Origin of the sequence: Xaviernesmea oryzae, from assembly GCF_900109605.1 — a bacterium.
Taxonomy (GTDB): Bacteria; Pseudomonadota; Alphaproteobacteria; order Rhizobiales; family Rhizobiaceae; genus Xaviernesmea; species Xaviernesmea oryzae.
On sequence record NZ_FOAM01000013.1, the window covers coordinates 55,186 to 74,593 of the forward strand.

The 19,408-nt window shown below is 62.8% G+C and carries 12 protein-coding genes and 1 tRNA gene; 10 read left to right on the forward strand and 3 right to left on the reverse strand.

Translation table 11 applies throughout. The annotated features are described in order from the left end of the window. Positions 1–73: 73 nt before the first annotated feature. Positions 74–964 carry a LysR family transcriptional regulator gene (locus BMX61_RS16410; protein ID WP_075629342.1) on the forward strand — a complete coding sequence of 297 codons (891 nt, stop codon included), beginning with the start codon at positions 74–76 and terminating at the stop codon, positions 962–964. 143 nt (positions 965–1,107) lie between these two features. Here the strand turns inward: BMX61_RS16410 and BMX61_RS16415 are convergent, their stop codons facing one another. Further along, entirely contained in the window at positions 1,108–1,344 is a 237-nt protein-coding gene (locus tag BMX61_RS16415) for an SMc00767 family acetate metabolism repressor (RefSeq protein WP_075629341.1), read from the reverse strand. Between the two features lie 161 nt (positions 1,345–1,505). Continuing rightward, positions 1,506–2,795, reverse strand: a complete 1,290-nt coding sequence (gene aceA, locus BMX61_RS16420; RefSeq protein ID WP_075629340.1) for an isocitrate lyase — start codon at positions 2,793–2,795, stop codon at positions 1,506–1,508. 230 nt (positions 2,796–3,025) lie between these two features. Between aceA and BMX61_RS16425 the strand changes: the two genes are divergently transcribed. The 6 genes from BMX61_RS16425 to BMX61_RS16450 all read left to right on the forward strand — a co-directional run bounded on the left by BMX61_RS16425 (position 3,026) and on the right by BMX61_RS16450 (position 11,013). Continuing rightward, positions 3,026–4,438 (forward strand): helix-turn-helix domain-containing protein, encoded by a 1,413-nt coding sequence (locus tag BMX61_RS16425; RefSeq protein ID WP_075629339.1) that lies wholly within the window; start codon positions 3,026–3,028, stop codon positions 4,436–4,438. A gap of 153 nt (positions 4,439–4,591) precedes the next feature. After that, on the forward strand, positions 4,592–5,683 hold the full coding sequence (locus BMX61_RS16430; protein ID WP_075629338.1) for a polyamine ABC transporter substrate-binding protein: 1,092 nt from the start codon (positions 4,592–4,594) through the stop codon (positions 5,681–5,683). Between the two features lie 204 nt (positions 5,684–5,887). Then, a complete protein-coding gene (locus BMX61_RS16435) occupies positions 5,888–7,024 on the forward strand; it encodes an ABC transporter ATP-binding protein (RefSeq protein WP_075629573.1) in 1,137 nt (378 codons plus the stop codon). Between the two features lie 5 nt (positions 7,025–7,029). Continuing rightward, the gene (locus BMX61_RS16440) at positions 7,030–7,950 is read left to right on the forward strand and encodes an ABC transporter permease subunit (RefSeq protein ID WP_075629337.1); all 921 of its coding nucleotides are present in this window, start codon (positions 7,030–7,032) and stop codon (positions 7,948–7,950) included. Continuing rightward, positions 7,950–8,810, forward strand: a complete 861-nt coding sequence (locus tag BMX61_RS16445; RefSeq protein ID WP_075629336.1) for an ABC transporter permease — start codon at positions 7,950–7,952, stop codon at positions 8,808–8,810. The genes BMX61_RS16440 and BMX61_RS16445 overlap by 1 nt, the downstream gene beginning before the upstream one ends. 226 nt (positions 8,811–9,036) lie before the next feature. Beyond that, the gene (locus tag BMX61_RS16450; RefSeq protein WP_075629335.1) at positions 9,037–11,013 is read left to right on the forward strand and encodes an acetoacetate--CoA ligase; all 1,977 of its coding nucleotides are present in this window, start codon (positions 9,037–9,039) and stop codon (positions 11,011–11,013) included. Positions 11,014–11,269: 256 nt separating this feature from the next. On the opposite strand, the gene BMX61_RS25100 is transcribed toward BMX61_RS16450, so the two are convergent. Then, the gene (locus tag BMX61_RS25100) at positions 11,270–15,655 is read right to left on the reverse strand and encodes an ATP-binding protein (protein WP_234794713.1); all 4,386 of its coding nucleotides are present in this window, start codon (positions 15,653–15,655) and stop codon (positions 11,270–11,272) included. A 269-nt stretch (positions 15,656–15,924) separates the two neighbouring features. Here BMX61_RS25100 and BMX61_RS16460 point away from each other — a divergent pair, with 269 nt between their 5' ends. The 3 genes from BMX61_RS16460 to BMX61_RS16470 all read left to right on the forward strand — a co-directional run bounded on the left by BMX61_RS16460 (position 15,925) and on the right by BMX61_RS16470 (position 19,400). Then, positions 15,925–16,386, forward strand: coding sequence for a phasin (locus BMX61_RS16460; RefSeq protein WP_075629572.1), 462 nt, complete (start codon positions 15,925–15,927; stop codon positions 16,384–16,386). 313 nt (positions 16,387–16,699) lie between these two features. After that, positions 16,700–16,776, forward strand: a tRNA-His gene (locus BMX61_RS16465). A 560-nt stretch (positions 16,777–17,336) separates the two neighbouring features. Continuing rightward, positions 17,337–19,400: a type I restriction-modification system subunit M gene (locus BMX61_RS16470; protein WP_083639604.1), complete on the forward strand. Its 2,064-nt coding sequence runs from the start codon at positions 17,337–17,339 to the stop codon at positions 19,398–19,400. Positions 19,401–19,408: the final 8 nt, after the last annotated feature.

Below are 19,408 nucleotides of genomic sequence, written 5' to 3' on the forward strand. Positions count from 1 at the left end.
TGAAGGGACGAGCCGATGGTAATTTTCAGTGGAGGATTGACATAGGTGTGTTTCAGCATGTTGTCTTTCACCCATGAAAGACCTCGACTGGGATCACTACCGCTGCTTTCTCATGGTGGCGAAGAAGGGTGGCTTGAGCGGCGCTGCGGCCAAGCTGGGCATGAGCGCGCCCACTCTGGGCCGGCGGATGCTGGAGCTGGAAGAGCGGCTGGGTCGTGCCCTGTTCGAGCGCAGTCAGACCGGCTATCGCCTGACCCGCCACGGGCAGGAGTTGATGGAGGAGCTTCAGGCCATGGAGGCCGTCGCCCGCAAGGTCGAGGGCTGGAAGGCCGAGGGTGAGGGAAAGGCGGTGGTTCGCATCACGCTTGGCACCTGGATTGCCCGGCTTTTGAGCAACCATATCGGCGCGCTTGTCCTCCCAGGCGAAAATATTCGCGTCGAGATGACCGTCGGTGAGGTGCGCGCCAGCCTCAACTATCGCCAGAGCGATATCGGCATCCGGGCTGTCGAGCCGGACGAGGGCTATCTGATCGCGCGGCCGGCTGGCCGTGTCGCCTATGCGGTCTATCGTCGTCAGGATCTTGACCTTCGCGGTGCGCGCTGGATCGCAGTCGACATGCAGACGGCCAATTCGCCCTATCTGCGCTATCCGCATGAAATGGTTCCCGATGCGATCATGGCGACCGTCAACCGCCCGCATGCGCTGCTGGATCTCGTGCGCGCGGGGGCGGGTCAGGCCCTCTTGCCCTGCGTCGTCGGCGATGCCGAGGAAGGGCTGGAGCGGGTGGGCGATCTCGTTGCCGCGCTCGCCCATCAACAATGGATCGTCACCAACAGCGAGGATCGCCACCGCCGCGCGATCCGCCTCGTCGCGCAGCGCATGGGTGCCGTTCTCGACCGCCATCGCGACCATCTGGCCGGCCGCCACCCGCGTCTTGCGCCGGCTGCCGGTGGGTCTGGCTGATACGCTGAGGGCTGGCTATCCCTACAGGATGGCCAGCCCTGGCGGCGCGTCCGAAGGATTTGATGTTTGCCACGGCCATGCGTCCGACCGGGCGCAGGATATCGATGAAGCGTGGCTTGCTGCACGTCGGCAGAAAGCGTCTCTCAGCCCGCCCGTGTGACGACAACGGGGATCATCAGGTCACCCCATTGCCCATCGCCGCCGTGGTGGCGGGCGGAGCGGACAAGCTCGACCGAGACGCCGGCTTCGACCGCGCGCATGACGGAATGGTTCAGGCGGTGAAGGTCGTTGGCCAGCGCGCGGATAGCCGCCTGCTGGTCTCCGTTCATGGTGGTGGCCTGTTCCTCGGCCCGTTCCTTGACGCGGGTATGGACAGTCATGGCGTGTCTCCTCTTCTCTTGCTTTGAATTGTGCGGTTTCCTGCGGATGTCAGATGCCGTTGCGCTCTTCGCGGCTCACGCGCCAAGGCCCGACGAACAGGCCGGACCATGGCGCACCCCTTTGATTTTCCTTGGCGAAAGCCGGGGCAGGGCTCGGAGCTCTACTCCGCCGCCGGGCGGAACTGGTCGTGCTCGGTCGATTCATGCATGGCGGTGGTGGAGGACTGGCCGCCGGTGATCGCCATGGACACGGCGTCGAAATAGCCGGTGCCGACCTCGCGCTGGTGTTTGGTGGCGGTATAGCCGCGGACTTCCGCCGCGAATTCTGCCTCTTGGAGCTCAGAATAGGCGGCCATCTGCCGGTCCTTGTAGCCCCTCGCCAGTTCGAACATGCCGAAGTTCAATTGGTGAAAGCCGGCCAGCGTGATGAACTGGAACTTGTAGCCCATGGCGCCCAGCTCACGCTGGAACTTTGCTATCGTCGCATCGTCCAGATGCTTCTTCCAATTGAAGGAGGGCGAGCAATTATAGGCAAGCTTCTTGCCCGGATAGACCTTGTGCACCCCTTCCGCGAACTTGCGTGCCTGCTCCAGATCGGGCTTTGACGTCTCGCACCAGATCATGTCGCAATAGGGCGCATAGGCGACCGCGCGGGCGATGCAGGGCTCCATCCCGTTGCGGATGCGGTAGAAGCCTTCGACCGTGCGTCCCGCCTCGTAATCGACGAAGGGCTGGTCACGCTCGTCGATGTCGGAGGTGAGCAGCTTCGCGGCTTCCGCATCCGTGCGGGCTATGACCAGCGTGGGCACACCCATGACATCGGCGGCGAGCCGTGCGGCGGTGAGGTTGCGGATATGCGCGGCCGTTGGAATGAGAACCTTACCGCCGAGATGCCCGCATTTCTTCTCGGAGGCCAGTTGGTCTTCGAAATGCACGCCGGCCGCGCCGGCTTCGATAAAGGCCTTCATGATCTCGAAGGCGTTCAGCGGCCCGCCAAAGCCCGCTTCGGCATCGGCGACGATTGGCGCAAACCAGGTATCGACCGAAAGCCCCTTGCCCTCCTGCGTCTCGATCTGGTCGGCGCGCTGGAGCGTGCGGTTGATCCGCCGCGCCAGTTCCGGCGCGGCATTGGCCGGGTAGAGCGACTGGTCGGGATACATGGCGGAGGCCGTATTGGCATCGGCGGCGACCTGCCAGCCCGAGAGATAGATCGCCTTCAGCCCGGCACGGACCATCTGCATGGCCTGATTGCCAGACAGCGCACCCAGCGCGTTGACGAAGTCCTCTGTCTCGACAAGCTGCCACAAGCGCTTCGCGCCCATTTCGGCGAGCGTATGGCTGATCTCGACCGAGCCGCGCAGGCGGCGCACATCGTCGGGACTGTAGGGGCGCTCGACCCCGTCGAAACGGCCGGCGGCTGCGCCCGAGACCAAAGTGTAAAAATCAGTCATGATCCTGCTCCTCCTCAAGCATCCCTGGCGCTGTCTGCCAGTGCAATTGGTCAAATGCTCTGTCGAAAGAATTACAGCGGCCCAGGATTGCAAGCGAGGGGAAACGGAAGATCTATGTCTTGAAAAGAGTTAGCCTGTCACGCGCTTGACAGGACGTCATTGTGAAGTTGTAAATCTTGTAAAGACGAGATGGTGCCGTCTGTTGTAAAGCTTCCGACAGGAGAGGGTCTATGAGCGACGTCAAGCTGTTTGCGGGGCCACGTGTCCGCCGCATTCGCAATGGTCTTGGTCTCACCCAGACGGGAATGGCCGAAGGCCTTGGCATTTCGCCGTCCTATCTCAACCTGATCGAGCGCAACCAGCGCCCGCTGACGGTGCAGCTCCTGCTGAAGCTGGCGTCGGTCTATAAGGTCGATCTTGAGGGGTTGCGGGCCGAGGCGGGCGGCAGCGTGGCGGAGCTGAAGGCGGTCTTCGCCGATCCCCTACTGGCTGGCGAGCTGCCGGGAGATCAGGAGCTGGTGGAGATCGCCGAGGCGGCGCCGAATGCCACGGCCGGCATCGTCAGGCTCTACCGCGCCTATCGCGAGCAGGCCGAGCGGCTGCGCGATCTTTCGGGCCTCCTGTCTGGCGACGGCGCGGCTCTTGCCGCGTCCTTCGAGACGCGGCTTCCGGCTGATGCCGTGCGCGATCTCTTCGAAAGCCGCCCCAATGTCTTTCCCGAGATCGATGCGGCAGCGGAGGCCTTTCATGCGGCGCTCCAGCCGGGAGAGGAGCTGGTGGTCGGGTTGAAGGACTGGCTGCGGCGCATGCATGGCATTGCCGTGCGCAGCCTGCCTATTCATGTCATGCCCGGCCACCGCCGCCGCTATGACCGTCATTCGATGCGGCTCTTCCTGTCCGAGCGCCTGGGGCCCGAAGACCTGCTGGAGGAGATCGCCGTGGAGGTCGCCGGGCTCGCATTTGACGAGGCGCTGGCCGCCGCGCTTGCGCGGCTGCCGCTAGAAGGGCCGGAAGCCAGACGCATCGCCCGTCGGGTCCTGCTGCGCTATGCAGCACGGGCGCTGATCATGCCGCTGTCGGCCTTTTATGCCGCGTGCCAGCGTGCCTACTATGATCTCGATCTGGTGCGCAGCCGCTTCTCCGTCTCTTTCCGCCAATGTGCGGAGAGAATGACGACACTGAAGCGGCAGGGCCTCCAGGCGCCCGGCTTCTTCCTGATGGAAGTGGATCAGGCAGGCAATCGGCTGCATGCGCGGGGCGCCGAAGGGTTTCCCCGCCATCGCTTTGGCGGTCACTGTCCCAAGCTCGGGCTCCACAGGGCCTTCGCGCAGCCGGGGACGCTTCTGGCCGAACGTGTCGAGATGATCGGCGGGCCCATCTATCTGACGCTGTCGCGCAGCATCGAGGGGCCGCAGGCTGGCTTTGGGGAGCTTTTGCGCCGCACCGCGCTGCTGATCGGCTGCGAAGAGGCCTCGGCCGGCGAGACGGTCTATGGTGCGGCGGCGTTGGCGCTTATCGAAGGCGGACCCGCCTGCCGCCTTTGCGAACGTCAGGGATGCCTGGCGCGCGCGCAAGCGCCGCTGATCCGTCCCCTGGGGCTCGACGAGCGTGTCACCGGCCTCAGTGCCTTTGATTTCGAATGAATATTCTGATGTTCTCCCTGAAAAGAAACGGGATTGCCAATGCAGTGCGAAAAGGCGCTCTTCGCATTGCGCAAAGCTCTTGAGCTTGCCCGGAAAGCTGCCTAGGTTCGCTTCTATCGCGCGCTCGTCCACGTCATGCCCAGGGGAACGACCATGTCCGTCAAAGCCGCCCTTCTCGCCACCGTCATGGCCGCCGTTTCGGCCGGGCTTGCCCACGCGCAGGAGCGCGTCGTCAATATCTACAACTGGTCCGATTATATCGATCCGGCCATTCTGGAAGCCTTCACCAAGGAAACCGGCATCAAGACCGTCTACGACGTCTATGATTCCAACGAGATCCTGGAAAACAAGATGCTGACGGGCGGCTCAGGCTACGACATCGTCGTGCCCACGGGCGATTTCCTCGCCCGCCAGATCGCCGCCGGCGTCTATCAGCCGCTCGACAAGTCGAAGCTCAGCAATCTCCCCAATATGTGGGACGAGATCATGAAGCGCGCCGAGAAATACGATCCCGGCAACAAATACAGCGTCCCCTATATGTGGGGCACGGACGGCATCGGCTATAATGTCAAGAAGGTCAACGAGATCCTCGGCGAGGGCAAGCGCCCGGGCCTGGAGGTGATCTTCGATCCCGCCGTCGCCGCCAAGTTCAAGGATTGCGGCATCTATGTCTTCGACAGCCCGCGCGACGTGATCGGCGCGGCCCTGCATTATCTCGGCCTGTCTCCCGACAGCAAGAACCCGGATGATTTCGCCAAGGCCGAGGCGCTTCTGACCGCCGTCCGCCCGAATATCCGCAAGTTCCACTCCTCCGAATATATCAGCGCGCTCGCTAATGGCGATATTTGCATTGCGATGGGCTATTCCGGCGACATGCTGCAGGCGCGCAAGCGCGCCCAGGAAGCCAAGGCCGGCGTCGAGGTGGATTATTCGATCCCGAGCCAGGGCACGCAGGTCTGGATCGACTCCATGGTCATGCCCAAGGATGCGCCCCATGCCGAGGACGCTCAAACCTTCATCAACTACATGATGCGGCCTGACGTGGCGGCAAAGGCGTCGGAATATGTGTTCTACGCCAATGCCAACAAGGCCTCGCAGGCGGTCATGAGCAAGGAGGTTCTGGAAGACCCGGCGATCTATCCGGATGCCGAGACCTTTGGCAAACTCTATACGGTCAGCGGCTGGGACGCCAAGACCCAGCGTCTGGCGACCCGGATCTGGACCAAGGTTATTACCGGCCAATAAGATCTCTCCTAAGCGCCGCCTCTCGAGGGCGGCGCTTTCGCAAGTGGGATTCAACCCCGTGAGGGCTCCTGTGCGGCCCAGCGGCTTTTGGACCAGAGACGCTCGACACTGTTCGCCGAGCTGTCGATCGCTGATTTAACGCATGCCGTCATCGCGATGTCGCTGCTCTCCTTGCGCGACATGCTTGAGAGGGAACATAAAAGCATGAAGTCACTCGGCATTTTCCGCCGCTCCTTCGCCCCCTGGGCGGATCCGAATGCCAAGCCCTTCATCTCCTTCCGCAACGTCACCAAGCGCTTCGGCGATTTCACCGCCGTCGACAATCTCTCGCTCGATATTTTCACGCGTGAATTCTTCGCCCTGCTCGGCGGCTCGGGCTGCGGCAAGTCCACACTCCTGCGCATGCTCGCCGGCTTCGAACAGCCGACCTCCGGCGAGATTACGCTGGACGGACAGTCACTTGCCGGCATTCCGCCCTACCGCCGGCCGGTGAACATGATGTTCCAGTCCTATGCGCTGTTTCCGCATATGACGGTGGAGAAGAACATCGCTTTCGGTCTGAAGCAGGACGGCATGCCCAAGACCGAGATTGCCGAGCGCGTCGCCCAGATGCTGAAGCTCGTCAAGCTCGAGTCCTTTGCCGGGCGCAAGCCGCACCAGCTCTCCGGCGGCCAGCGCCAGCGCGTCGCCTTAGCCCGTTCGCTCGCGAAGCGGCCCAAGGTGCTTTTGCTCGACGAGCCACTCGGCGCGCTCGACAAGAAGCTGCGCGAGGAAACGCAGTTCGAGCTGATGGACCTGCAATATGAGCTTGGCCTGACCTTCGTCGTCGTCACCCACGACCAGGAAGAGGCCATGACCATGTCCGACCGCATCGCGGTGATGAGCCAGGGCCGGGTCATTCAGGTGGCGACGCCGGCGGAAATTTACGAGGCGCCGAATTCGCGCTTCGTCGCCGAGTTCATCGGCGATGTGAACATGATGGAAGGCCGGGTGGCGCTGGAGAATGGCCACTCCGTGCTGAAGACCGAGGACGGCGTCTCCGTTCCCCTGCCGGAGCCGTTGGCCGAGGGACGCGAGGTGGCGCTGGCCGTCCGGCCGGAAAAGCTCAAGGTCAGCCGTGCGGCCCCGCCCGAGGGCGCCAACCTCTATGCGGTGCGCGGCGAGATCTGGGACATCGCCTATTTCGGCGACATGACTGTCTTCCATGTGAAGCTGCCGAGCGGCAAGATCGTCAAGGCGTCCTCGCTCAATGCCACGCGTGGCGTCGAGGATCCCTTCGGCTATGACGAACAGATCTGGGTGTCCTTCGAGCCGCAGGCCGGCGTCGTGCTGAAGGGCTGAGCGCCATGCAGAACGCGATCTCCGCCGTCACCCGCCGCCTGGTCATCCTCATTCCCTATGGCTGGCTTCTGTTCTTCTTCCTCATTCCCTTCCTGATCGTCCTGCGCATCTCCATGTCGACGACGGCGGTGGCCATGCCGCCATACACGCCCGTCTTCGACTGGACCGGGGGCTGGGAGAGCATTCGCGCCTCGCTGTCGCAGCTGTCTCTCGACAACTACACCTGGCTTGCCGGCGACCCGCTCTACTTCAACGCCTATATTTCCAGCCTCTTGATCGCTCTGGTTTCGACCGCGCTCACCCTTTTGGTCGCCTATCCCATGGCCTATGGCATGGCCAAGGCCCCAACGACGATCCGCCCGACGCTGGTCATGCTGGTCATCCTGCCCTTCTGGACCAGCTTCCTCATCCGCGTCTATGCCTGGATCGGCATCCTGAAGCCGGAAGGGTTGTTCAACCAGTTCCTGCTGTCGCTCGGGCTGATCTCCGAACCCTTGATCATCCTCAACACCAATTGGGCGATCTATATCGGCATCGTCTATTGCTATCTGCCCTTCATGGTGCTGCCGCTCTATTCGGCGCTGGAGAAGATGGATCATAGCCTGACGGAAGCCGCGCTCGATCTCGGCTGCACGCCGATCCAGGCGTTCTGGCGCGTCACCTTTCCCTTGTCGCTGCCGGGCGTGATCGCCGGCTGCCTGCTGGTCTTCATTCCCGCCGTCGGCGAATTCGTCATTCCCGATCTGCTCGGCGGATCGGAAACGCTGATGATCGGCCGCACGCTCTGGAACGAGTTCAACGGCAATCGCGACTGGCCGGTCTCCTCGGCGGTCGCCGTGGTCCTGCTGCTGCTGCTCGTCATCCCGATCATGCTGTTCCAGAATGCGCAGGCGCGGGCCGAGCGCGCCGAGAGGGAGGGCCGCTGATGGTGCGCTGGTCTCGCTTCAACATCGCCTCGATCGTCTTCGGCTTCGCCTTTCTCTATCTGCCGATCGTTCTCCTGGTGATCTATTCCTTCAACGAGTCGCGGCTCGTCACCGTCTGGACCGGCTTCTCGACCAAATGGTACGGCACGCTTTTGACCAATCAGGCCTTGCTCGATGCGGCCTGGGTGACGCTGCGCGTCGGCCTGCTTTCGGCCAGCGCCTCGACCGTTCTCGGCACGCTCGCCGCGCTATCGCTGTCGCGCTATCCGGATTTTCGCGGGCGGGTGCTGTTTTCCGGGATGATCTATGCGCCGCTGGTCATGCCGGAGGTGATCACCGGCCTGTCCATGCTGCTGCTCTTCGTCGCCATCGGCATCGATCGCGGTTTCTGGACGGTGACGCTGGCGCACACCACCTTCACCATGTGCTTCGTCGCAGTGGTCGTGCAGTCGCGGCTGCAGAGCTTCGACCGGTCGATCGAGGAGGCGGCGATGGATCTCGGCGCCACGCCCGTTGCCACCTTCTTTCAAGTCACGCTGCCAATCATCCTGCCGGCCGTGCTCTCCGGATGGGTGCTGGCCTTCACGCTGTCGCTCGACGATCTCGTGATTGCCTCCTTCACCTCCGGGCCCGGCGCGACCACGCTGCCGATGCGCATCTACAGCCAGGTGCGCCTCGGCGTAACGCCTGAGATCAACGCCATCTGCACCATTCTGATCGGCGTCGTCGCCTGCGGAACGCTGATCGCGGCGCTGGCCACACGCCGGCGTGAGTTGCAGCGTCAAAAGGACGAGCGCGCCGCCTTTGCCGAAAGCATGGTCCGCACGGTTGATCCGCCGCCGGCCGCCGCTGGGGGCTGAGCATCCTGCCACGGCAGGCGATCTTGGCGGATCGGCCGCGCAAGAATGGCTGCCGCCTGGGTTATAGCCTGCTTTCCACCTTGCAGCGCAGCGTCCCATCCGCTTTCATACGCGGGCTCTGTTTCAGAGCAGGGCGATGCGCAGCCTGGCTCACGGACGCGAAGAAGGATCGGCCGCGGCAGCCAGGCATGAGTGCCGGCGATGTGGCCCTGGGGAGGATGACGACATGCAGCCCGACAGCGTGACCCATGCCGCAACGGAAGCGCCGCTTTGGGTGCCCTCGCCTGAGAGCATTGCCAAGGCGCCCTTGACCCGCCTGATGGCGCATTGCGCCGCGCGGCACGGCGTGCATTTCGCTGGCGTCGATGCCTTTCAGGCCTGGTCGGTGGCCGAGCGTGGGCTGTTCTGGGAGGCGGTCTGGGATTTTTGCGGCGTGATCGGCGAAAAGGGAGAGACCCTGCTGGTCGATGAAGGCCATATGACGCAAACGCGCTTCTTCCCGCAGGCACGGCTGAACTTTGCGGAAAATCTGTTGCGCGGCTCCGGCGCGGGCGATGCGATCCTCTTTCGCGGCGAGGACAAGGCCGAAGCCCGCTGGTCGCATGACCGATTGCGCGAAGAGGTCTCGCGCCTGCAGCAGGCGCTTGCCGCGCTCGGCATCGGGGAAGGCGACCGGGTAGCGGCGATGATGCCGAACCTGCCGGAGACGCTGGCGCTGATGCTGGCGACCGCCTCGCTGGGGGCCGTCTGGTCGTCCTGCTCGCCCGATTTCGGCGAGCAGGGTGTGCTCGACCGTTTCGGCCAGATCGAGCCGAAGCTCTTCGTCGCCTGCGATGGCTATTGGTACAATGGCAAGCGCCAGGATGTCGCCGACAAGGTGGCGGCGATCGCCGGCAAGCTCGGCTGCCCGGTGCTCGTCGTGCCCTATGCGGGCGATGCACCGGCGCTCGCCGCGCGCCTGGCCGACGGGCGTACGCTGGATGCCTTCACCGCTCCCTTCGCGCCGGCGCCGCTCAGCTTCGTGCGGCTGCCTTTCAGCCATCCGCTCTATATTCTCTTCTCCTCCGGCACCACGGGCGTTCCTAAATGCATCGTCCATTCGGCCGGCGGCACGCTGTTGCAGCATCTGAAGGAGCATCGCTTTCACTGCAGCATCGAGGAGGGCGAGAAGCTCTTCTACTTCACCACCTGCGGCTGGATGATGTGGAACTGGCTGGTCTCCGGCCTTGCCTGCGGCGCCGTGCTTTGCCTCTATGATGGCTCGCCCTTCTATCCCGATGGCCGCGTGCTGTTCGACTATGCCGAAAGCGCTGGCTTTGCCGTCTTCGGCACCTCGGCCAAATATATCGACGCGGTGCGCAAGGCCGAGATCGTGCCGGCCCAGAGCCATGATCTGAGCCAACTCCGGCTCGTGACCTCGACCGGCTCGCCGCTATCGCCGGAAGGCTTCTCCTTCGTCTATCAGGGCATCAAGCCGGATGTGCAGCTCGCCTCGATCTCCGGCGGTACGGACATCGTCTCCTGCTTCGTGCTCGGCAATCCCCTGAAGCCGGTCTGGCGCGGCGAAATCCAGGGGCCGGGGCTTGGTCTGGCCGTCGATGTCTTCGATGAGAACGGCCATCCCGTGCGGGGCGAAAAGGGCGAGCTGGTCTGCACCAAGGCCTTTCCCTCCATGCCGATCATGTTCTGGAACGATCCTGAAGGCACCAAATATCGCGCGGCCTATTTCGAACGCTTCGACAACATCTGGTGCCATGGCGATTTTGCTGAATGGACCCTACATGGCGGGCTGATCATCCATGGCCGCTCGGATGCCACGCTCAATCCCGGCGGGGTGCGCATCGGCACGGCCGAGATCTACAATCAGGTCGAGCAGATGGAGGAAGTGGCCGAGGCGCTGTGCATTGGTCAGGATTTTGACGATGACGTGCGTGTGGTGCTGTTCGTTCGGCTTGCGCCGGGGGTGACCCTCACCGAAGCGTTGGAAAAGGCCATTCGCAGCCGCATCCGCTCCGGTGCCTCGCCGCGCCATGTGCCCGCCAAGATCGTCGCCGTCGCCGATATTCCCCGCACCAAGTCCGGCAAGATCGTCGAACTTGCCGTGCGCGAGGTGGTGCATGGCCGGCCTGTGAAGAACAAGGAGGCGCTCGCCAATCCGGAGGCGCTGGACCTCTTTGCCGATCTGCCGGCGCTGAAGGATTAGCCCAGTGCGCCGACGACCTGCCTCGTGCGTTCGCCAGCTCGCGAAAAGGGAGGTACGGGACTCATCCTTCAAGCCATGTAGGAGAGCGGAGCGCGCTCCATCGTCAGACGGATGCTCGGGGCACAAGCCTCCTCTCCCCAGCGGGGAGAGGGAAGGGTGAGGGGGATCATTGACGCTAGGCTGGGGTGCGCTCGCAAGCAACGCGACGCAATTGAGGATCGCGCTGCGCCTTAAGCCCCCGAGCAGGTGTGGCTGCCTACTCCGCCAGAACCCGCTGCGGCGGAAAGGCGATTTCGACCAGCGTGCCCTCATTGGGCGCGGACGAAATGGCGAAATTGGCGCGGTTGGCCTCCACCATCGCTTTGGTCAGCGGCAGGCCGAGGCCCGTGCCGTCGCCGCGCGCGCGGGTGCCCGTCGTCACCTGGCGGAAAGGCTTCATCGCCTGTTCCAGCTCGCCGCGCGTCATGCCGACGCCTGTGTCACGGATGCGCAGGGTCACCGTGCCATTCTGTTCATAGGATGACGAGACGACGATCTGGCCGCCCGCAGGGGTGAAGCGGATGGCGTTGGACAGGATGTTGAGCACGATCTGCTTGATCGAGCGCTGATCGGCCACGACGCCGGGCACGGCGGAAGACAGCGAGGTGCGGATGATCACGCGCTGCGCATTGGCCTGGGGCTGAACGAGCGCCACGGCCTCCGCCACGGCCTCATTGAGCAGAACGGCCGCGAAGTCGAGCTCCATCTCGCCGGCTTCGATTTTGGAAATGTCGAGCAGGTCGTTGACGATATCCAGGACATAGCGGCCGGACCGCCCGATATCGCCGGCATATTCGACATAGCGCGGATTGCCGATCGGGCCGAAATGCTCGCTCGCCATCATGTCGGAAAAGCCGATGATGGCGTTGAGCGGCGTGCGGATCTCGTGGCTCACACGAGCGAGGAATTCGCTCTTATGCGCATTGGCGGTTTCGGCGGCCCGCTTGGCGTTACGCAGCTCGTCTTCCGTGCGCTTCCACTGGGTAATGTCGCGGATGACGGCGCAATAGCCCTTGGAAAAGGAGAGCCGGCCCATGGTCATGAACAGCGGAATGAAGCCGCCGGAAGCCTCGCGCCCGATCACCTCGCGCCCATCATTGAGCACGCTCGCCACCCCATGGCCGGCAAGCCCGGCCAGATAGTCGATCACGCTTTTCTGGCTTTCATGGGCGAAGAGCATGGCGAAGGGCTTTCCGCGAATGTCCTCGTCGTCATAATTGAACAGCGCATTGGCCGAGCGGTTGAGCGAGCGGATCTCGCCTTCCGGTCCGAGCACGACGACGCCGTCCGTCGCCGTTTCGAGAATCGCGCTGAGTTCGTCCACCTCGATGCGCAGTCGGCTAATCTCTGCGTCGCTGTCGGCGTGGGCAGGCGTCTCGTCCATCGATGACGGCGTGCTTTGCGCAGCGTCATCCGCTGAGGCCGGCTTGAGGACCGGGGCCGGCTGGCTTTGGGAAACCGCGTGGAGCGACGTCTGGCCATTGCCCTTTGGCGGGTCGGAATCGAGCGCGGACAGCGCCAGCATCAGCACGGTGCCCCGATCTTCCCAGCGCACGCTCTGCAGCCGGGCCGACACGGGCACGAGGCGGCCATCATTGCGGATCATCATCACCGCACCGGCCGGCACGTCATCCAGGCCATCATCCTCGCCGACGAAAAGGGCCTCAAGCCCGCCTTCGCCGATCAGTTCGGCCAGCGATCCATAGCCGGTCAGCATCAGCAGGGCAGGATTGGCGTGCAGCAGATCCTCGCCATTGTGAATGAGGATCGCGACCGTCTGCGGATCGACGATCTCTGCCGTCAGCACCGGGCCTTCGCCCGCCGTCGGCCCGAAATGCGCAGTCGTCGCCTGTGTCGGTCCTGCCTGCTCGTTCTGCGTTTGCGGCGTCATTTGCGCGCCGGGTTCCTCGGCCAAATCCGCCTGCGGGGCACCGAAGGCCTCGCCAAGCTGGCGGGCGATCTCGCGGAACGCGGCCTGTTCGCTGCGGCTGAGCCCATCGACGGCACGCCGATGATCCTGAAGATGCACGACCCGGTCATCTTCCGGCGGCGCAGGCGTTACGATCCGCAAAGCTGGTCGCTCGCCACGGAAGGGGTCGTCGGTTTCGTCAGCAGCCGGCTGGTCGTCTTGCGCCGCAGTCCGCTCGTCGCCGAGATCGGCGCGCGGTTCAGCGCCGGCGGGCTCGCCTGCTTTCTCGTCGGTTTCCGGCAAGGCGCTGTGCACTGTGTCGCCATGCGGGCGGTCGGCCGGATTCGCGTGACCGTCATCTTGGTCGAGATCCGCTTCGTCGCCATTTTGGACGCTACCCTGCGCCGCATCCGCGCTGTCCGCGTGCCCTGCAACCGGGGCTTCGTCCTCAAATGCAATAGCCTGGTCATCCGTCCTAAATACAAGAAGGTCTTCGGCATCCGCCTCAGCTTCATCGTCTGAAGCGGGGAAGTCCTCGCGGTCCGAGGTGCCGCTGTTTGCCTCTCCGTCCGTATTGCTCAAGGGTGCCGGCGCGGCATCCTCGGTGACATCGAGCCAATCCAGTCCGTCCACTTCATCAATGGTCTCGGCGTCGGCGGCGTCCTGCGCGAGCGTCTGCGTCTTCGCTTCGGTCAGCGATGCCAGCGTGCCGTCCAGGGCGCCGATCATGGGTCCGATGCCGCTCGTGTCCTCGATCGCATCGGCCAGGCGGACGATGCCGAAACCGCGAAAGCCGTCGAAGGCGCGTTCGCGCGAATAGGTCGGCAGGGCGGCCAGATCGACAGGTGCCCGCAATCTATGGCTTTCAACCGGCCAATAGATCGTCTTGCCCGACCAGGTGTCATGGCGCGCCAGAAGGCTGGCGATGGTTTCCTGCGGGTCGAGGTCCAGCAACGCGGCCAGATCGACGAACAGCAGGCCAAGCACATCCGCAGCCTTCGGGCCGACGGCCTGGGCGAATTCCTCGGAGATCTCGGTAAAACGGCCATCCGCGTCGATCTTCCAGACGAAACGCACCGTGCGCAAAGCGGGATCGAAACGAAAGCCTCCGGAGGCAGCCGTGGGCGAGCGGTCGTCCATCTCCCCTGTCAGCACCTCCGATGCGGCAGGCTCGACGACCTCTGAAATCGGCCCTGCCGGGTCGTCCTGCGCAAGAGCCGTCTCCGCCTGTGCGCCATCGTCTTTCGCAACGCTATCCTGATGCACCACGGCGTTTTCGCCTTGCGCATCGGATGGCCCGTCTCGATCTTCGACCTCTTCCGCCCTCTGGCTTTCATAGGCCATCAGCGCTTCGGCCAGGGTCGTAGGCAGACGCGGTTCATCCTCGCTCGAGGACCGATCGTCCGAAGACGTTGGCATGGGGTCGACTGACAACTCATCCTGCGGCGGACGTGCCGGCGCGTCTGCAGCCAGGTCGATCAAGGCGGCAGCGTCTGCGTTCTGCATGCTCTCGCTTTGCTGATCGTCCTCAGCGGTCTCTCGTGCAGGCAAGACGGCCTGTTCATCGCCGGGCGCATCCAAGTCCGGGGTTTCGTCTGCCGACCTGTTCAAGAGACCGGCAGGATCGGAGGTCTCGGACGCACGCGCTTCACCCTCAGCCGGCGCGTCCGGCACGGATGCCTGGTTTTCGGCGGTCTCGCTGCTCCCCTCCAACAGCACATCGTCCACGGGCATGTCAGGACCGGCCGACGCCTTTGGCGCGTCCAAGGCTTCGGCGCGCGATGATGTGTCGAGCGTGCTCTGCAGCGGCTCCTGGACCAGATCGTCGGTTTCGCTGTTTCGACCGTGCTGCGGATCTGTCGCGGCCCCGGCGCCGTCGTCAGCCTCCACCGCCTGCTCTGCCGTATTCGCTGCTGCCACGAGAGGAGCGGTTGCGGCATGCGACGGGGCAGCCTCGACATTGGTCGTCTCGACCGGGCGCTGTGGCTGAGCAGGGCCATCGAAATCCGGCATGGCATCGAGATGGCCGAGGATCGTTTCGACCGCCAGCAACAGGCTCAAGGGCGGATCGTCGCTGATGCGGCCGATGGCGGCCGGCAGATGGCCCTTGCCGGTCGGCACCGGGCGCTTGATCAGCCATCCGGCATCGCGCGCGGCGGCGCGCACCAAAAGCCGACGCGTGTCCGCCGTCATGCCCAGTGCCGTAAAGCCTGCGGAGGCGGCTAGGACGCCACCGTCGCCGTCCAGCACCGCCATATGCGTATCGGGATCTTCCAGCCCGGCGATCATCCGCTCCGCTGCCCGCGCGTTGGACAGCGATGCGCCGGCGCGCGGTGCGGTGAACAGCACGGCGCGCTCGCTGTCTTTCAACAGGATCAGCTCGACGCTCGCCTGGACCGTGACACGGCGGAAGCCGGCCCCCACGCGCATGGTGAAGCCGCGCCGGTCACCCGGCTGCGCCAGCGCGCGCGCCGCGGCCGCCATCTGCCGGAAGGCAACATCGCCGGCCGGAGGTCCGGCTTCCAGGAAATCGTAGATCGATCCGCCGGAAAACAGCGCCGCACCCTCGCCATTCGACCAGAGAACCTGACGCATGTCGGGCGAAAACAGCACAGCCGCTTCGCCGCGGGCAAAATGCACGCGCACACGCTCGTGAACGGCAATGTCGATGAACGGATAGGATGTCGCGGGCATCGGCTTGAACTTCAGACACGGAAAACGAAGGGCGAGGTGGAGCAGGGAGGTTTGACCCTCCCAATTCTTAACAAGCTATTAATACCGGTCCCGCCCCTTTGGGTCCAGCCATCGCCCTGATCGGCCTTGTGTTTCGCCCGCCAAGGTTAACATGGCAGCGTATATTACTGCGTTGCAAAATAATGTTGCACCGCAACATAAATGGTGCTATATCCCCTTTCATGCGGTGACGTTCTGCGTCGGCCGAAGTTTCGAAGGAGGAAATGACCATGGTAACCAAGACAGCTGCCCAAACGACGCCCGCCGATGTTTTCGGCTTTTCCGCATTCGACCCGAACAAGCTCGGTGCCGGCTTCCGCGATGCAGCGGAAAAGAGCATGAGCCAATCGCGCGATGCGGCGCAGAAGTTCAAGGCGCTGGCAGAAGAGCAGACCAAGACGCTGGAAACGACGCTTGAACAGGCGCGCAGCGGCAGCATCGAGCTCGGCCTGAAGACGATCGAAGCCGTGCGCGCCAATGCCGACGCCACGCTCTCCCATTTCGAAGCCCTGCTCGGCATTCGCTCGGTTTCCGAGCTGGTGGAACTGCAGAGCGCCTTTCTGCGCCGGCAGGTGGAAACCTCGCTGGAACAGGCAAAGGCGCTGCAGGAAACCACGAAGTCGGTCGCCGAACGCGTCGCCAAGCCCTCCACCGAGGCGGCCCGCAAGGCCATGTCCGCCTTCTCGCTCTAAGACGATACGCCAAAAGGTGCGGGGATCATCTTCGCGATAGCCTTTGACGCGGTGACGCGAGGTGGACAAGCGATCCGCGATTTCGCCACGCCAGCCGCCCGCATCAGTGTTTTCCGTACGCAATAAGAGCCGTCTTCCCATTAGGGAGGACGGCTTGTTTGCGTTCAGGAGCACTCTCTTGCGAGAATGCGGCAGCTGCGCATTGCCCGAAGAGGAGCTGGGGATATCCGGATTTTGTGCCCGGCTTGCCGGAAAAACACTTGCAAATTCCCGTCTCTGCGCTTAATCACCCCGCAGCGACGCGTTCGCTTGTGCGGTTGTAGCTCAGTTGGTTAGAGCGCAGGTTTGTGGCACCTGAGGTCGGAGGTTCGAGACCCCCCAACCGTACCATTTTTTATTAATATTTTCATGGGTTTGCGCGAACGGCAATTTTGTCATTGTGTTGTTAAATGCGGACTTCAGGCCTTTTGGAACATATCTGGAACAGTCTCGACTATTTTTAGCCGTTGTCGCGATTAGAGCCCTCCGGGCGTTTTGAATTGAAGACGCCAACTCATGGAGGGAATGCGACCTCCTCATGTGGTTCAATAAGGTCGTATGGCCGCTAGTCGTCGAACGTTGTGCTTTCCGCTTCCGCCAGAACGTGAACCTGCGCGAAAAAGTCTCCTGTCTCGACTGGAGCTATTTTTCAAAGCTGGACACAGTCAAACTTCCCACCGCGCAAAATTCGCCAGTTACATTTTGTTTTCCAAGGCATCCACATCCTTTTTGCTGCCCAATATGAATGCTCAGGGAGCGCGGCTATCGCATCTCGCGGCATACTCAGCAAATTCGGAAAATGGCTATAGATTCCCTTGTTATGTGTGCGACCCGGAGGATAGAAACAGGCACCGACAAGCCGAACGCCCGGAGGCGGGGAAAGCGGCGCTAGAATGGGCGAGACACCTAGAATGAACATGATTACGTCTGAGTTCAGCGAATTCGTTCTATTCTCTGAGGCAGAAGTCCGGGCACTTGATGAAAGAGTGGTTATTCGCGAGAGCCGTGGCAAGCAGGTGCTCTATGTGACTTGTCTTGTCCGCGACAAGGAAGTGCAGCTTAAACCCGAGGAGCGGACTCGCCAGCTTTGGCTGGCCCGCCTGATCGACAAACTCGGTTATGTACGTTCGCGCATCGCCATCGAATACCCGATCACCTTCGGGCGCGACCGTTCCAAACGGGCCGACATCGTGGTTTTCGACGCTGACCGCCCGACCGTCCCGTATATCATCGTCGAGGTGAAGCAGGCCAAGTATAAGGACGGCAAAGAACAGCTTCGGTCCTACTCCCACGCGACCGGCGCACCGCTTGCCGTGTGGAGCGACGGCATTCTGGCCGAGGTCTGGCATCGCAAGAACCCCAACTACTTTATGCCGATCCACGAACTGCCCCGCGCAGATCAGACCATCGAACAGGTCGTGGATCAGCCCTGGACCATCCAGACCCTGATCGACCTTGAAGAAGAACGGGTGAAGGAAGGCAAGTTCGCCCGCTCTCTGCGCGATCTGATCGAGGACATGGAAGACGAAGTTCTGGCCAATGCCGGGGTCGATGTCTTCGAAGAAGTCTTCAAGCTGATCTTCACCAAGCTTTATGACGAGATGAACTCGCACCGGCTGGGCAATGCCCTGCGGTTCCGCAACCAGAACACGGCGGCGCAGCTAAAGGTGGCGATCCAGAGCTTGTTCGACGAAGCCAAAAGGAAGTGGCCCGGCGTCTTCCTTGACGATGAACGCATCCGCCTGTCGCCCGACCACCTGCAAGTTTGCGTCGGCTCGCTGGAAGAATGGAAGCTGTTCAATTCCAACCTCGACGTGATTGACGACGCTTTTGAATACTTGGTCTCCAAATCGTCCAAGGGTGAAAAGGGCCAGTACTTCACCCCTCGCTGGGTGATCGACATGTGCGTCAAGATGATGAACCCGAAAGAGAGCGAGACGGTGATCGACACCGCCTGCGGCTCTGCGGGGTTCACCGTGCACAGCATGTTCCATGTCTGGCGGCAGATCATGCGGGCCATGGGGCGCGAGGAAAGCCACCTTTTCACCATGGAGGCAAAGCCGCCCCGCTGCATCGACTATGTGCGCGACAACGTTTTCGCTATCGACTTTGACGAGAAGAGCGTCCGCGTCTCACGCTGCCTGAACCTGATCGCAGGGGACGGCGAAACCAACGTCCTGCACCTGAACACGCTCGACTGGACGAAATGGGACGAGACCGCCAAGCAGAACGAATGGCTCGACACTTACGGCGACGGCTGGCGGCGCTTGCGCAAGCTCCGCATGAAGGAAAAGGGCGAGGCGGCGGACAGCCCCAGTTATCGCAGCTTCGGCTTTGATGTTCTGATGGCGAACCCGCCCTTCGCTGGGGACATCAAGCAGTCCGACATGCTCGCGCCCTATGATCTGGCCGAAAAGGCCAACGGCAAGCGCGAAACCGCCGTCGCCCGTGACCTGCTGTTTGTCGAACGCAATCTTGATTTCCTTCGGCCCGGAGGGCGGATGGCCGTTGTCCTGCCGCAAGGGCGGTTCAACAACTCGTCCGACAAGCGGATGCGCGAGTTCATCATGGAACGCTGCCGCATCCTCGCCGTGGTGGGGCTGCACCCGAACACCTTCAAGCCGCACACTGGCACCAAGACCAGTGTCTTGCTGGTGCAGAAATGGAACGACGATCCAGCGAAGGGGCCGCTGTGCCCGAAGGTCGAAGATTACGACATCTTCTTTGCCACGCAGCAGGTGGAAAGCGTCGATAACTCGGGCCGTAAGGTCTACCGGCGTGACGCTGACGGCAATGTCCTAAGGGATGACCATGGTCACTTCATAGTTGAACATGACCTGTTCCGTCATGATGCCATGGGACCGGGTGCCGAGATCATTCCGGGCCGCGATGGGGTTGCGGAAGCCTTTGAGGAATTCGCTCGCAAGGAGGGCTTCAGTTTTTTTCCGGTCGCCCCTTCGACCAAGGCCGCCTGAGCGGTCTG

Excerpts from the sequence above, each read along its gene's own strand:
- BMX61_RS16460 (WP_075629572.1), top strand. The coding sequence starts at position 15,925 with ATGGTAACCAAGACAGCTGCCCAAACGACGCCCGCCGATGTTTTCGGC.
- BMX61_RS16410 (WP_075629342.1), top strand. The coding sequence starts at position 74 with ATGAAAGACCTCGACTGGGATCACTACCGCTGCTTTCTCATGGTGGCG.
- BMX61_RS16450 (WP_075629335.1), top strand. The coding sequence starts at position 9,037 with ATGCAGCCCGACAGCGTGACCCATGCCGCAACGGAAGCGCCGCTTTGG.
- aceA (WP_075629340.1), bottom strand. The coding sequence starts at position 2,795 with ATGACTGATTTTTACACTTTGGTCTCGGGCGCAGCCGCCGGCCGTTTC.
- BMX61_RS16435 (WP_075629573.1), top strand. The coding sequence starts at position 5,888 with ATGAAGTCACTCGGCATTTTCCGCCGCTCCTTCGCCCCCTGGGCGGAT.
- BMX61_RS16445 (WP_075629336.1), top strand. The coding sequence starts at position 7,950 with ATGGTGCGCTGGTCTCGCTTCAACATCGCCTCGATCGTCTTCGGCTTC.
- BMX61_RS16415 (WP_075629341.1), bottom strand. The coding sequence starts at position 1,344 with ATGACTGTCCATACCCGCGTCAAGGAACGGGCCGAGGAACAGGCCACC.
- BMX61_RS16440 (WP_075629337.1), top strand. The coding sequence starts at position 7,030 with ATGCAGAACGCGATCTCCGCCGTCACCCGCCGCCTGGTCATCCTCATT.
- BMX61_RS16470 (WP_083639604.1), top strand. The coding sequence starts at position 17,337 with ATGAACATGATTACGTCTGAGTTCAGCGAATTCGTTCTATTCTCTGAG.
- BMX61_RS25100 (WP_234794713.1), bottom strand. The coding sequence starts at position 15,655 with ATGCCCGCGACATCCTATCCGTTCATCGACATTGCCGTTCACGAGCGT.
- BMX61_RS16430 (WP_075629338.1), top strand. The coding sequence starts at position 4,592 with ATGTCCGTCAAAGCCGCCCTTCTCGCCACCGTCATGGCCGCCGTTTCG.
- BMX61_RS16425 (WP_075629339.1), top strand. The coding sequence starts at position 3,026 with ATGAGCGACGTCAAGCTGTTTGCGGGGCCACGTGTCCGCCGCATTCGC.